We start from the raw sequence: 14020 nt of genomic DNA, 5'->3' as shown, positions 1-14020 counted from the left end.
GCGCGGGCGGTCGCGTCAGGGGTGACGCTCGGGGCCGACGTGCGTGACGATACGCGCTCCGTGGACCGGGCCGGTGGCCAGGTGCACCTGGTCGGCGACGCCCGCGGCGTTCCAGGCGGCGGCGATCGCGTGCGCGTGCCGCAGGTCCCCGGCGAGTGCCGCGACCGTGGGCCCGGACCCGGAGATCAGTGCGCCGAGCGCCCCGGCCTCGGTCGCGAGCTCGAGGGTGCGCCGCAGGTGCGGCGCGAGCGCGAGCGACGCGGCCTGCAGGTCGTTGTGCAGGGCGGCGCCGACGGCGGCCGCGTCCCCGGAGCGCAGTGCTGAGAGCAGGGCCGCGTCGTCGTCGGGGCTCACGTGCGCGGGTCCGCCGACGTGCTCGTCGTACGCTCTGTAGACGGCGCCGGTGGACAGGCCCTCGTCCCGGACCGCGAACACCCAGTGCAGGTCGGCGCGAGACATCGCGGGTGTCAGCAGGTGCCCGCGCCCGGTGCCGACGGCGGTGTTCCCGACGAGCCCGAACGGCACGTCGGAGCCGAGGCGTGCGGCGAGGTCAGACAGGTCGGTCTGGGACAGGCCCGCGGACCACAGGGCGTTGCACGCCACGAGCGTCGCGGCACCGTCAGCCGACCCGCCGGCCATCCCGCCGCCGACGGGGACGCCCTTGGTGATCTCGATGTGCACGTCGGGGTCCACCCCCGCTGCCGCGGCGACGAGCTCGGCCGCCTGCCAGGCGAGGTTGCTGCTGTCGGTCGGGACGACGTCGGCATGGGGCCCGGTGACGGAGATCGAGATCCCCGCGCCCGGCTCGGTGTCGCCGACCTCCACGTCCTCGAACAGCGAGACGGCCTGGAAGGTCGTCACGAGCGGGTGGTAGCCGTCGTCCTGCAGCGCCGCGACCCGGAGGGAGAGGTTGACCTTGCCGGGCGCGCGCACGTGCACCCGCGTCATCCGAGGGCCTCGGCGATGCGGGCGAACCCGGTGATGTCGAGCCGCTCCCCACGCAGGCCGGGGTCGACGCCCGCCTTCTCGCAGGCCTCCTGCGCGGCGGCGGGCGACCCGGCGATCCCCGCCAGCGCGGACCGGAGGGTCTTGCGGCGCTGGGCGAAGGCGGCGTCGACGACGGCGAAGACCTGTTCACGCGTCGCGGTCGTCTCGGGCGGGTCCCGGCGTTCGAGGGCGACGAGCGCGGAGTCGACGTTGGGCACAGGCCAGAAGACGTTGCGGCCGACGGTCGCGGCGCGACGTGCGGAGGCGTACCACGCCGCCTTGGCCGACGGGATGCCGTAGGTCCGGCTGCCGGGAGGCGCCGCGAGCCGGTCGGCGACCTCGGCCTGCACCATGACGAGCACCGTCTCCAGGGACGGGAACCGCTCGAGGGCGGTGAGCAGCACGGGGACGGCGACGTTGTACGGCAGGTTCGCGACGAGCGCCGTGGGCGGTTCGCCCGGCAGCTCCGTCACGTCCATCGCGTCGGAGAGGATCACCGTCAGCCGGTCCGCCAGGTCGGGCCGACGCTCCGCGACCGTCTGCGGCAGCCGGCCCGCCAGCACGGGGTCGATCTCGACGGCGACGACGCTCGCCCCGGCGTCGAGCAGGCCGAGGGTCAACGACCCGAGCCCGGGGCCGACCTCGATCACCCGGTCGCCCGCCTCGACGCGGGCTGCGCGCACGATCTTGCGGACGGTACCGCCGTCGTGCACGAAGTTCTGCCCCAGCGTCTTGGTGGGGCGCACGCCGAGGCGCTCCGCGAGGGCGCGGATCTCGGCGGGGCCCAGCAGGCCCGGGGAGGTGTCGGTCATGCCCTGAGCCTACCGATGCGTCTCGGGGTACGACGACGGGGTGGGACTCCCGCAGGAGTCCCACCCCGTCGTCGTGCGTCCGTCCCCAGAACGGATGCCCCAGTGAGGGTGCGGGTCTGTCAGAGAAGACCCAGCTTCGCGGCGCACCCGGGCCACTGGCCCCAGCCCGACTGAGCCTGCAGCGCCTGTGCGCGCTGCGTCTGCTCGGCGGCGGATGCGTCGCTCGGGAGGCCGGAGCCACCCATCGCCTGCCAGGTCGGCAGGGAGAACTGGTAGAGGCCGTAGTAGCCGTTGCCCGTGTTGGTCGCGGGGTTGCCACCGGACTCGCACTGGGCGAGCTGGGACCAGACACCGGCCGGTGCCGAACCCTGCGACGCGGAGGACGACGAGCTGGAGGAGCTGGACGAGCTCGAGGACGTCGTCGCCTCGGGCTCGGGCTCCGGCTCGGGCTCCGGACGAACCTTGGTGCCCTCGACGAGGACGCGGTCCTGCGGCTCGGTGGTGACCTCGTCCGAGATCAGCTCCTCGGACTGGACCTCGCCGTCACGGTAGGTGACCTCGGTCTTGATGGTGCGCTCACCCTTCGTGCCCTCGGACTCGACGGCCGTGCCCTCGTCCGTGTACCGGTCCGGGTCCTCGACCGTCTTCGTCTCGAAGTCGATCTCCTCGGTCTCGGTCTCGGTCTTGACCTCGACGCGCTCGACCAGCACGGAGACGGCGGGGACGCCCTCTGCCGCGGCGGCCTCATCGTCGCGCACGACGGAGACGAGGTCGTCCTCGCCCAGATCGACGTCGTTCTCGTCGAGAATGGCCTCGACACCGACCGAGCCGTCGTCGACCACGGTGGTCTCGCCGCCGACGACCAGGTTCACCGGGCCGTCCACGTCGAGCCGCAGCGGGATGTCGGCGCGACCCTCGGCGTCGGAGCGCGACGCGACGAGGCGGACGTCGTCACCGCGCGAGGCGTAGGCGTCGAGCGCCTCGTCCGCGTCGAGCGCCGTCGTCCAGACGTCCTCGTGCTCGCCGTCGGCCTGCACGCCGACCTGGTTGGCGTAGCGCACGACGACGTCGCCGCCCTCCTCGAGGGAGGTGTCGGCCGCGGGGGCCACCAGGTCACGGTTGTCGACGTCGACGCCCTGCTCCTCGAGCAGTCCGTCGACGGAGCCGGCCATCGTCGTCACGGTGGTGACCTCGCCGTCGACGTCGAGCTCGATCGTCTTGCGGGCGTCGGCGTAGGCGATGGCGCCACCGGAGGTGACGACCACGGCGGCCAGGCCGGCCACGAGGGGCCAGCGGCGGCGACGGCGCGCTGCCGGTGCCGCCTCGGCCTCGGACTCGGCGGGCGCGACGGCGCTCAGGTCCAGGGGTGCGGTTTCGGGTGCGTCGGGGTTGCCGGCGTCGTTGATGTTGTTCACATTCATCCAGTCATCCGTAGGTAGGCGCGTGGTTCCACGACTGTGGTCAGCGGCCGTGCGGCCGAACGGTGGATGCCCGCTCGGTGTCCGCCTGAAGATGCGGCGGCATTCGACCGTAACCGATTCGTTACACGCTGCCAAGCCCGATAGGGCTAAGGTGGGAAGTTTCGGACTTCACGTCCGATAATTCCGTTGCGAGCGGTCTGCCCGGAATAGAGTGATCAGTACCAGCCGACGGACTCGGAGTGGGCCCACGCGGAGCAGGGCGTCCCGTAGGAGCCGGCGATGTAGTCCAGACCCCACGCGATCTGCGTCGCGGGGTTGGTGGCCCAGTCAGAACCGGCCGAGGCCATCTTCGAGCCGGGCAGCGCCTGCGGGATCCCGAACGCGCTCGACGTCGGGTTCGCTGCGTTCTCGTCCCAGCCGGACTCGCGCGTCCACAGACTGTCGAGGCACGTGGCCTCGGACCCGGTCCAGCCACGCTCGGCCGCCATCTGGAGGCCCAGCTCCTTGTTCGACGCCGGGGTCCCGCCCGGAAGCTCCTTGGACCCCTCGGCGATCACCTCGTCGACCGGCTCCGTCGTGACCTCGTTCGAGACCTCCTCGCGGGAGATCTCCTCGCCGTCGCGGGTGACGACGTCCTCGACGATCGTCCGCTCGCCGGCCTCGCCCTCGGTGCGGACCTCCGACTCGCCGACATACATGTCCGGGTCCTCGACGGTCGTCGACTCGAAGTCGACGGTCTCCGTGCGCTCCTCCTCGCTCGACTCCACCCGCTCCACGACCACCGAGACCGGGGTCTCGGCGTCGGAGTCGTCGTGCTCGACGACGACGCGGTCGGCGTCACCGAGCTCGACGCCGGCCTCGTCCAGCACCGTGTCGACGTCCTGGGAGTCGTCGACCTCGACGGAGTCCCCGTCGGCCTCGACCGTCACCGGCGCGTCGGTGTCGAGCTCGATCGGCAGCTCGGCACGGCCGTCGGCGTCGGAGCGCGACGCGACCAGACGGACGTCCTCGCCCGCACGCTCGGAGTAGCGCTCGATGGTCTCGTCGGCGTCGACCGACGTCGTCAGGATCGAGCGCTCGTCGCCGTCCTGCTCGATCGTGACCTCGTCCGCCGTCCGCACGACGATCTCGTCGCCGTCCTCCAGCGCGGTGTCCACGCCGGGGGCGACGAGGTCACGGGTGTCGACGTCGATGCCCTCCGAGGCGAGGACGCCACCGACGCTCCCGGCCGCCGTCGTGACCGTGGTGGTCTTGCCGTCGACGTCGAGGTCGACCGTCTTCACCGTCGAGGCGTAGGCGGCGGTGCCGCCGCCGGCCAGGACGAAGGCGGAGGCGACGAGCGCGACCGCCTTGCGGCGACGCGGGTGCCGGGGCGCAGGCTCAGTGCCGTCGATCGTGATCGATTCGGTGTGCGCGTCCTTCGGCCGGGCAGAGTTCTGCCTGTGCGCAGGGATGTGCTTCACGAGGATTCCAGTCAGTCAGGGGGGGAGCCCCTCAGCCCTCGGGATCGTCCGGGGCATCGTCGGGTGGCGTCGTGCGCCGATCGCGGGGCCGTGCCACCGCTCCGAGCGACCCTAGGTGACGCCTCCACCGCTGCGGGGCCGATTCACGATTGCTTCACGAGGTCCTCGTCACCCGTGCGCCGCGTCTTCGATCCCCCGGACCGCAATGTCCGGGTCCTCCGGTTCTGACGCCGGGTGACGGTGATGCGGGTCAGTACCAGCCGACCGAGACGGAGTGCGCCCAGGCGTCGCACGGGGTGCCGTACCGACCGGAGATGTACCCGAGGCCCCACTCGATCTGTGTCGCGGCGTTCGTCCGCCAGTCGTCGCCGGCCGAGGCCATCTTCGACCCCGGCAGAGCCTGCGGGATCCCGTACGCCGACGACGACGGGTTCGCCGCGTCGACGCGCCAGCCGCTCTCCTTCTGCCACAGCTTGTCGAGGCACTGGAACTGGTCCGAGCCCCAGCCCCGGTCCGCGACCTTCGCCTTCGCGACGGCTCGGGCCGAGCCGGGGTCCACCACGACGTCCGCGATCGTCATCGTCCCCACGTGCACGATCTCCTCGCGCGCCTCCTGCGTGATCCGCTGGGCCACGACCGCGCGGGAGACCTCCTGGCCGTCCAGGATCTTGACCGCGTACGACGTCACGGCCTCCCCCACGTAGCCCTGCTGCACGACGACGCGGTGTCCCTCGGGCAGAGACGGGTCCTCGACCTCGGTGACGTCGAACGGGACGACCTCGGTCACCGTGTCGGCGTCGCTGTCTCCGCGCGAGACGACGACGATCATCCCGTCCACCGCCGCGGCACCCTGAGGGACCGACGTCTCGTCCAGGGGCGCGAGCGTGATGCCGGCCTCGGCGAGCACGTCCCCGACGGACTCGGCCGACGTCGTGATCGCCTGCATCGCACCGTCGACCGAGATGTGGACGTCCTTCATCGTGGTGACGCGCAGCAGGTCACGGCCGATGGGGTCCGAGCGCGAGCCTGAGGTCACCGCCCCGTTGCCCCGCTCCCCCAGGGTCGCGAGGAACTCACCGACGGTCTTCGCCGTCGTGCGGACCGTCTTGGCCTCCCCGTCGATCTCGACCTCGACGTCGTGGGCGGAGCGCACGACGATCAGCGAGCCGGTGGACGGAACGGCGTCGAGCCCCGGCTGCACCAGGTCGTCCGGGCCGGCGTCGACGCCCTGGCTCGCCAGCAGCTCGTCCACCGTGTGCCCGTACGCCCCGACCGTCTCGATGCGACCGTCGTAGTCGATCGTCACCGCCTTGTGCATCGAGGCGAACGTCGCCGACACCGCGAGCATCCCGACGATCACCAACGACCGTGCACCGAGACGCACCGCTGCGTTCTGCGGGTGACGACGAGACATCGACAGGAATCCTCTGGAGACGGGGGCGGAGGACGCGGCGGAGGCGTCGCGCACGACCGTAGTCGAGACACGCCGTCGGCGGTAGTGCCCTACCAGTCGCCGTAGACCCGCTGGGCGGTCGAGCTCGTCACGCGACAGACCTCGTCGAGCGGCACACCACGGACCTCGGCGACGGTCCGCACCGTATGCGGCAGCAGGTACGGGGCGTTGGGCCGACCACGATACGGATGCGGGGTGAGGAACGGCGCGTCGGTCTCGACCATGACGTGGTCGAGCGGCATGACACGCAGCGCCGCCCGCAGGTCGTCGTTCGCCGCGAAGCTCACGGGACCGGCGAAGGAGAGGTACCAGCCCTGCTCGCGCGCGATCCGCGCCATCTCGGCGTCGCCGGAGAAGCAGTGGAAGACCGTGCGTTCCGGGGCCCCGTCGGCGAGCAGCACGTCGATGACCTCCTGGTGCGCGTCGCGGTCGTGGATCTGGAGCGCGAGATCGAGCTCTTTGGCGAGCGCGACGTGCGCACGGAAGGACGCTCGCTGGATCTCGACGCCGCGCGGCCCGGTCCGGAAGAGGTCCATCCCGGTCTCGCCGATCGCCCGGATGCGCGGGTTGGCGCGGACGACGGCCGCGACCTGCGCGATCGCGTCGTCGAGGGACGTCGCGTGCCGCGGCTCGAGCGTCGGGAGCAGCCCGTCGGGGCCGATCTCGAGGCGATCCTCCGCCGCATCCGGGCCGAGGCCGTGCAGCGGGGCCTCGTTCGGGTGGATCGCGACCGCGCCGAGCAGTGCGCCGCCGACCGCGGTACCGGCCGTCTCGTTCAGGAGGTCGTCGGTCCACCGGACCGCGTCCAGGTCGCACCCGACCTGCACCATGCGGGTCACACCGACCGAGGCGGCGTCCGCCACGACGTCGGCGACCGACGGCACCCGGATCGGCACCTCGACCAGGTCCATGTCGTCGGCGCCGGCCGGAACCTCGTACCCGCGACGTCGGGCCTCGGCGACCCGCAGGCGGTCGCGGACGCCCTGCGCGTACGGCGCGATCGCGTCGAGGTGGGTGTGGTTGTCGACGGCGACGGCGGGCAGCGCCTCGGGCGCCGCCGGCCAGCCGCGCTCACGAGGCTTGGGCATCGGGCGGTCCTCTCAGTCTCGAACGTGCGGGGTCTCGACAGGCTCGACCAGCGTGATGGCTCGACCGGCGTGATGGCTCGACCAACGTGATGGCTCGACCGGCGTGATGGCTCGACCGGCGCGATGCCCAGCGTGACTCAGGCCTCGGGGTCCTCGAGACGCGGGAACAACGACTCGCCCTTGGTGACGACCGTGCCCGCGGGCAACGCCCCGAAGGTGCCGGCCGACGCGACGGGCTGCTCCGCGAGCGCCCCGAGCGCGGACTCGGCACCGAGCAGGTCCCAGAGCTTGGCCGACGCCTGCGGCATCACGGGGTTGAGCAGCACGGCGAGAGAGCGCAGCGCCTCGGCGGCCGTACCCAGGACCGTGGCGACACGACCGTCGTCGGGCAGCGCGCCGTCGTCGTCCTTCTCGGTCTTGACGACCTTCCACGGCTCCTGGAGGGTCAGGTACCCGTTGGTCTCCTCGACCAGCGTCCAGACGGCGGCGAGCGCCTCGTGGATCGCGAACCGGTCGATGGCGGCCTCGGCGTCGGCGACCGCGCGGGCCGCGACGGCCTCGAGGGCGGTCTCCGCGTCGGTCCGCGCGCCGCCGGCGGGGAGCGCTCCGCCGAAGTTCTTGCCGATCATGGCGGCGACGCGCGAGGCGAGGTTGCCCAGGCCGTTCGCGAGCTCGGACGTGTACCGGGCGCTGATGTCCTCCCAGGAGAACGACCCGTCCTGACCGAACGCGATCGCGCGCATGAAGTAGTAGCGGAAGGCGTCCGAGCCGAAGTGGTCGGTGATCTGCGCGGGCGCGATTCCGGTGAGCTTGGACTTGCTCATCTTCTCGCCGCCCACGAGCAGCCACCCGTGCGCGAAGACCGTCGTCGGCAGCGGCAGGCCGGCGGCCATCAGCATGGCGGGCCAGATGACGGCGTGGAACCGCAGGATGTCCTTGCCGACGAAGTGCACGTCGGCGGGCCACGTGCGCGCGAACAGCTCCTGGTCGGCGGAGTCCTCGCTGCCGTAGCCGACGGCCGTCATGTAGTTGAGCAGGGCGTCGAACCACACGTAGAGGACGTGCTTGTCGTCCCACGGGATCGGGACGCCCCAGTCGAAGGTCGAGCGCGAGATCGACAGGTCCTGCAGACCCTGCCTGACGAACCCGACGACCTCGTTGCGCGCCGACGCCGGCTGGACGAACTCGGGGTGCTCCTCGTAGAGGGCGAGCAGGCGGTCGGCGTACGCGCTCATCCGGAAGAAGTAGTTCTGCTCCGCGAGCATCTCGACCGGCTTGCCGTGGATCGGGCAGAGCTGCTCGCCCGCGTGCTCGCCGGTGCCCTCGACCAGGTCGCCGGGCAGCTTGTACTCCTCGCACCCGACGCAGTACGGGCCCTCGTACGACCCGGCGTAGATCTCACCCTTGTCGTGCAGGTCGCTGATGAACGCCTGGACGCGCGTGGTGTGACGCTCCTGCGTGGTGCGGATGAAGTCGTCGTTCGACGCGTCGATGGTGTCGAGGACGGGCTCCCACTCGGCCTCGACCAGGCGGTCGGCCCACGCCTGGGGGCTCACGCCGTTCGCCTCGGCGGTGCGCAGCACCTTCTGCCCGTGCTCGTCCGTGCCCGTGAGGAACCAGACGTCCTCCTGGCGCTGCCGGTGCCAGCGCGCGACGACGTCGGCCGCGACGGTCGTGTACGCGTGCCCGATGTGCGGGGCGTCGTTGACGTAGTAGATCGGCGTGGTGGCGTAAAAGGCAGACTCGGGCATGGGCACATCCTAGGACGGCGCACGCGGTCGACGTCGCCGCATGTCATCCGGACGCCGCGGAGGGCTGGACGGTCGAGAACCGGACGCCCGTGGCAGAGTGTCGAGCATGGACACCGGAACGGGTCAGCCCCGCGCATTGATCGTCGTCGACGTCCAGCCCACGTTCTGCGAGGGCGGCGCACTCCCTGTCGAGGGCGGCAACGACGTCGCCCAGGACGTCGCCGACTTCGTCCGCTACCGGCAGGACGAGTACGCCCTGGTCGTGACGACCCAGGACTGGCACATCGACCCCGGCCCCCACTTCGCGACGCCGCCCGAGGAGCCCGACTTCGTGGACACCTGGCCCCCGCACGGCATCGCCGGGACCGTCGAGGCGGCCCTGCACCCGGCGCTCGACGGCATCGAGTTCGACGCGAGCGTCAAGAAGGGCGAGTTCCAGGCGGCCTACTCGGGCTTCGAGGGGGCCGACGCCGCGGGCAAGCCCCTGGAGGAGATCCTCGCCGCCGCGGGCGTCTCGGCCGTCGACATCGTCGGCCTGGCCGAGTCGCACTGCGTCAAGGACACCGCGATCGACGCCACCCAGCTCGGGCTCGACACGCGCGTGCTCCGCGACCTCACCGCGCCCGTCTCGGAAGAGCTCGGCGTCGCCGCCCGTGAGGCGATGCGCGAGGCGGGCGTGACGTTCCTCGACTCCGCCGACGTCGACCTCTAGCGAGGAGGCGGTCGCGCGCCTACGCCTTGCGGGCCGCGAGCGCCGCCGCGTACAGGTCCCGCTTGGGCAGGCCTGCGGTCTCGGCCACGTCGGCGACGACGGTCTTGAGCCGCTCCCCCGCGTCGACCCGCGCGAGCACCTCGGGCACGAGGTCCACGGGGTCGGCGGACCTCTCGGCCGGGGCCCCCTCGACCACGATGCAGATCTCGCCGCGGAACGGGTCGTCCTGCGCCCGCCCGACGAGCTCGCCCAGGGGACCGCGCACCACTTCCTCGTAGGTCTTCGTCAGCTCCCGGCAGACGGCGGCCCGCCGGTCTGACCCGAACGCGTCGGCCATCGCGGCGAGCACGTCGACCACGCGGTGCGGGGCCTCGAAGTAGATCGTCGTCCGGCGCTCGCGGGCCAGACCCGCCAGGACGCGCGAGCGCTCCCCCGGCTTGCGCGGCAGGAAGCCCTCGAACGCGAAGCGGTCGGTCGGCAGCCCGGAGAGCGCGAGCGCGGTCAGGACCGCGCTGGGCCCGGGCGCGGCGGTCACTCGCAGGCCCCGGTCCACGGCTCGCGCCACGATCCGGTACCCGGGGTCGGAGACGGCCGGCATGCCGGCGTCGGTGACCACGACGACGGTGCCACCCTCCGCGACGACGTCGAGCACGTCGTCGGACCTCTCCGCCTCGTTGTGCTCGTGCAGGCTGACCACACGTCCGCCGACGTGGACGCCCGCACGCTGCGCGAGCCCGTGCAGGCGACGGGTGTCCTCGGCCGCGACGACGTCGGCGGTCTCGAGCAGCCGGAGCAGCCGGGCGGAGGCGTCGTCGGTGTTCCCGATCGGGGTGCCCGCAAGCACCAGCGCGCCGGCCCCGTCGCGCTCCGACAGGGGCCGGGCGGCGTCGTCGGGGCGGTCTGCGGGGTCGGTCGTCTCGGTGCTCACCGTGCGAGCCTACGCGGGCACGAGGGGCGAGAGCCGGGCGTACGGGTTTCCCCGCACTTCGTCGTGGGGACGGGGGCGGAAGCCGTCGGTGGCTCTAGGCTTGCGCCCGTGACCGCCGACGTCGACGTGACCGAACCGCCCGCCCGTGCCGGCGAACTTCCGCGCGCCGCGGGGCCGACCAACCGGGAGGCGCTGCTCGTCAAGCTGTTCGGGGCGCGCCGTCTGACGCTCGGGATGACGGCGCACGACCGGATGTGGGGTTGGCTGGGCCCGCTGATCGTGGCGGTGGCCGCCGGGCTGCTGCGGTTCTGGAACCTCGCCCACCCGCACGAGCTGGTCTTCGACGAGACGTACTACGTCAAGGACTCCTGGACGCTGCTGAACCTCGGGTACTCCTCGGAGTGGCCCGAGGAGCCCAACGACCGGTTCGAGGCCGGCGAGGTCGACATCTACACGACGGACCCCGCGTTCGTCGTGCACCCGCTGGTCGGCAAGATGCTGATCGCGCTCGGGATGGCGGTCGGCGGCGCGGAGAGCTCCTTCTTCTGGCGGCTGGTGCCCGCGCTCGCCGGAACCCTCATGGTGTTCCTCCTGGCGCGCGTGGCGCGGCGCCTGTTCGCCTCGACGGCGATGGGCATCGTCGCCGGGGCGCTGCTCGCCGTCGACGGGGCCGGGATCGTGCACGCGCGCACGGCCCTGCTCGACGAGTTCATCATGGTCTTCGCGCTCATCGCGTTCTGGTGCCTGCTGCGCGACCGAGAACAGGCCCGCCTGCGCCTGGCGGACAAGGTCTCGGCGATCCTCGACGCCGGAGGGCAGGTGGGACGCTACGGGCCGCGGCTCGGCTGGCGCTGGTGGCGGTTCGCGGCCGCGGTCAGCCTCGGGCTCGCCGTCGGCGTCAAGTGGTCCGGCCTCTACTTCCTGGCGGCCTTCGCCCTGCTGTCCGTGCTCTGGGACGCGAGCGCACGACAGCGGGTCGGGATCAAGCGCTGGTGGGAGGACGCCTTCCTCGTCGACGCCGTCCCCGCCGCGCTGATCATGCTCCCGACGGCACTGATCACCTACGTCGCGTCCTGGGGACCGTGGTTCGCGACCCAGGGCGGGTACCTGCGTCAGTGGGCGGTCGAGAACCCGGGCGAGGGCGTGACCTGGCTGCCCGCACCCCTGCGCTCGCTGTGGGAGTACCACGTCAAGATGTGGAACTTCCACACCGGGCTCGACTCCGAGCACACGTACGCGTCGAACCCGTGGGGCTGGCTGGTCCAGGCCCGGCCCACGTCGTTCTACTACCGCTCGTTCACCGAGGGAGAGAACGGGTGCACCACCACCAAGTGCGCCGAGGCGATCACGTCGCTCGGCAACCCGGTGCTGTGGTGGCTCGCGACGGCGGCCCTCGTCGCCACCGTCGTCTGGCTCGTGGTCGCCAAGGACTGGCGGGCCACCGCCGTCCTCGTCGGCCTCGTCGGCGGATGGGTGCCGTGGCTCGTCACCGACAGGACGATCTTCACGTTCTACACGATCGCGTTCCTGCCCTGGATGATCCTCGCGATCGTCTACGTCATGACCGTGCTGCTCGAACGCACCGAGGGCCGCCCTGATGCCCGTGCCTGGGTGCAGTGGGCGATCATGGCGACCCTCGTCGTGATCGGCGGCGTCAGCGCCTTCTTCTACCCGATCTGGACCGGGTGGAACGTGCCGTACTGGTTCTGGCACTCGCACATGTGGTTCCAGAGCTGGATCTAGATCACTCCCACGTGACCTGCGGGGTGCGGTGGAACGCCACGCCGTCGCGCTCCCAGCCCGGGATGTGCCGGACGAGGCGCTCGCGGAACCCGCCCCAGTCCTTGGCGTCCTGAGGGGTCCAGGCGACCTCGGCGACCGCCGGCAGGCGCGGCATCAGCATGTCGTTGAGCTCGTCGAGGGTCGTCAGCGTCTCGGTCCAGACCGCCGCCTCGACGCCGACGATCGAGTCACCGCTGATCCCCTCGACGGCCTCGTCCGGGTTCCAGACGTAGGCGTCGGAGAGCTCGACGAGCCCGGCCCAGTCCTGCCCCAGCGCGTAGTCGGCCGTGTACTTCATGTCCAGGTAGACGTGGTTGCCCGGCGACATGATGAAGCGCGTGCCGTTCGCCGCGGCACGCTGCAGCGGCTCGAGCTGGACGTGATTGGTGTCCCAGAACTGCACCAGGGTCTCGGGCCGCACCTGAGCGTGGGCAGCCTCGTGCCAGGCGGCGACCTTCTTGCCGGTGTCCAGCACGACGCGCTCGAGCAGGTCGACGAACCTGCCGAACTCGCCGTCCTGCATCTGCTTCACCTCGTCACCGCCGATGTGCAGGTAGTCCCCGTGCGTCGCGGCCGCGAGGTCACCGAAGACGTCGCGCAGGAACGGCTCGGTGGCCGGCAGGTCGATCGACAGCTTGGAGAACCCGACCTCCATCCCCTCGTAGGCGTCGGTGGCCCGGCCGTCGGGCATCAGCTCGCCGTAGGCGTGGGTCGCGGCGTTGACGTGGCCCGGCACGTCGATCTCGGGCACGATCACGATCCCGCGGTCCTCGGCGTAGACCTGCAGCTCCTCGTACTCGTCGAGGGTGAGGAAGCCGCCCGGGTTGCCGTTCATCGCGGTCTTGGAGCTGATGTCCGTCAGCAGCGGGCGCGAGGGCGTGTCGATGCGCCAGCCCTGGTCGTCCGTCAGGTGCAGGTGCAGCCGGTTGAGCTTGTACGACGACGCGAGGTCGAGCACCCGCTGCAGCGACTCGGGCCCGAAGAAGTTCCGCGCGATGTCCACCGACAGGCCGCGCCAGGCGTAGCGCGGTTCGTCCTCGACGACGACGGCGGGCACGTGCGCGGGCGTCTCGCCCGACGCGGGACGGACCAGCTGCGCGATCGTGGCGACGGCCAGGTGCAGCCCCGGGACCGCGGCCGCGCGGGCGACGATGCCGTCGGCGGTCACCTCGACGACGTACCGGTCGTCCGACGTCGGCCGGTCCGTGGCAAGGGCGAGGTCGAGCCGCAGCTCGATCGTCGAGCCCGCCGAGACGGAGGTCGAGCCTGTCGAGACGGAGGTCGAGCCGGTCGAGACGGAGGTCGAGCCCGTCGAGACCGCGACCCCCGCGGCACGGGTGAGGGTCTGCGCGGCCCGGCGCGCGAGGCGCTGCTCCGGTTCGGTGGCGCCGCCCCGGATCACGGCTCCGGCGAGGGCGAACGGTGCGCCGTCGCCTGCCTGGAGGCTGAGGGGCTGGGGAATGAGTGAGAACACGTGAACTCCGCTGTCGCTGGTTCCAGCCGCAGTGCGGCCTCGCGGTCGAATCGTTTCGATTCGATCGGACAGAGGAAACAGTAGCCAATCTCGACAGCGTCGCCAACCCCTTGTCACGGACCGGTCAGCAGGACCCGGAACAACCGGTC

11 protein-coding genes are annotated in these 14020 nt (G+C 71.8%); 2 read left to right on the top strand and 9 right to left on the bottom strand.

Going from position 1 to position 14020, the window contains the following annotated elements:
* Positions 1-15: 15 nt before the first annotated feature.
* The 7 genes from Q343_RS0107755 to metG form a co-directional block, all read right to left on the bottom strand.
* On the bottom strand, positions 16-948 hold the full coding sequence (locus Q343_RS0107755; RefSeq protein WP_029253014.1) for a 4-(cytidine 5'-diphospho)-2-C-methyl-D-erythritol kinase: 933 nt from the start codon (positions 946-948) through the stop codon (positions 16-18).
* A complete protein-coding gene (gene rsmA / locus Q343_RS0107750) occupies positions 945-1799 on the bottom strand; it encodes a 16S rRNA (adenine(1518)-N(6)/adenine(1519)-N(6))-dimethyltransferase RsmA (protein WP_029253013.1) in 855 nt (284 codons plus the stop codon). Before rsmA ends, Q343_RS0107755 begins: the two co-directional genes overlap by 4 nt.
* Positions 1800-1918: 119 nt before the next feature.
* The gene (locus Q343_RS0107745) at positions 1919-3220 is read right to left on the bottom strand and encodes a resuscitation-promoting factor (protein WP_081829708.1); all 1302 of its coding nucleotides are present in this window, start codon (positions 3218-3220) and stop codon (positions 1919-1921) included.
* A gap of 215 nt (positions 3221-3435) precedes the next feature.
* Complete coding sequence (locus Q343_RS0107740) at positions 3436-4683, bottom strand: resuscitation-promoting factor (RefSeq protein ID WP_052366998.1); 1248 nt, start codon at positions 4681-4683, stop codon at positions 3436-3438.
* A 250-nt stretch (positions 4684-4933) separates the two neighbouring features.
* Positions 4934-6151 carry a resuscitation-promoting factor gene (locus tag Q343_RS0107735; RefSeq protein WP_248616777.1) on the bottom strand — a complete coding sequence of 406 codons (1218 nt, stop codon included), beginning with the start codon at positions 6149-6151 and terminating at the stop codon, positions 4934-4936.
* A 35-nt stretch (positions 6152-6186) separates the two neighbouring features.
* On the bottom strand, positions 6187-7224 hold the full coding sequence (locus tag Q343_RS0107730; RefSeq protein WP_029253009.1) for a TatD family hydrolase: 1038 nt from the start codon (positions 7222-7224) through the stop codon (positions 6187-6189).
* 137 nt (positions 7225-7361) lie between these two features.
* Complete coding sequence (gene metG / locus Q343_RS0107725; RefSeq protein ID WP_029253008.1) at positions 7362-8975, bottom strand: methionine--tRNA ligase; 1614 nt, start codon at positions 8973-8975, stop codon at positions 7362-7364.
* 106 nt (positions 8976-9081) lie between these two features.
* Here metG and Q343_RS0107720 point away from each other — a divergent pair, with 106 nt between their 5' ends.
* Positions 9082-9687 (top strand): isochorismatase family protein, encoded by a 606-nt coding sequence (locus Q343_RS0107720; RefSeq protein ID WP_029253007.1) that lies wholly within the window; start codon positions 9082-9084, stop codon positions 9685-9687.
* A gap of 19 nt (positions 9688-9706) precedes the next feature.
* Here Q343_RS0107720 and rsmI read toward each other — a convergent pair whose 3' ends face one another.
* Positions 9707-10615, bottom strand: a complete 909-nt coding sequence (gene rsmI, locus Q343_RS0107715; RefSeq protein WP_169738966.1) for a 16S rRNA (cytidine(1402)-2'-O)-methyltransferase — start codon at positions 10613-10615, stop codon at positions 9707-9709.
* A 108-nt stretch (positions 10616-10723) separates the two neighbouring features.
* On the opposite strand from rsmI, the gene Q343_RS0107710 reads away from it, so the two are divergent.
* The gene (locus tag Q343_RS0107710; protein ID WP_248616776.1) at positions 10724-12358 is read left to right on the top strand and encodes a dolichyl-phosphate-mannose--protein mannosyltransferase; all 1635 of its coding nucleotides are present in this window, start codon (positions 10724-10726) and stop codon (positions 12356-12358) included.
* 1 nt (position 12359) lies between these two features.
* Here the strand turns inward: Q343_RS0107710 and Q343_RS0107705 are convergent, their stop codons facing one another.
* Positions 12360-13871: a family 20 glycosylhydrolase gene (locus tag Q343_RS0107705; RefSeq protein ID WP_043109772.1), complete on the bottom strand. Its 1512-nt coding sequence runs from the start codon at positions 13869-13871 to the stop codon at positions 12360-12362.
* Between the last annotated feature and the right edge of the window lie 149 nt (positions 13872-14020).

Source organism: Paraoerskovia marina DSM 21750, from assembly GCF_000701465.1.
Lineage (GTDB): Bacteria > Actinomycetota > Actinomycetes > Actinomycetales > Cellulomonadaceae > Paraoerskovia > Paraoerskovia marina.
This window is presented reverse-complemented; position numbering and strand designations above follow the sequence as displayed.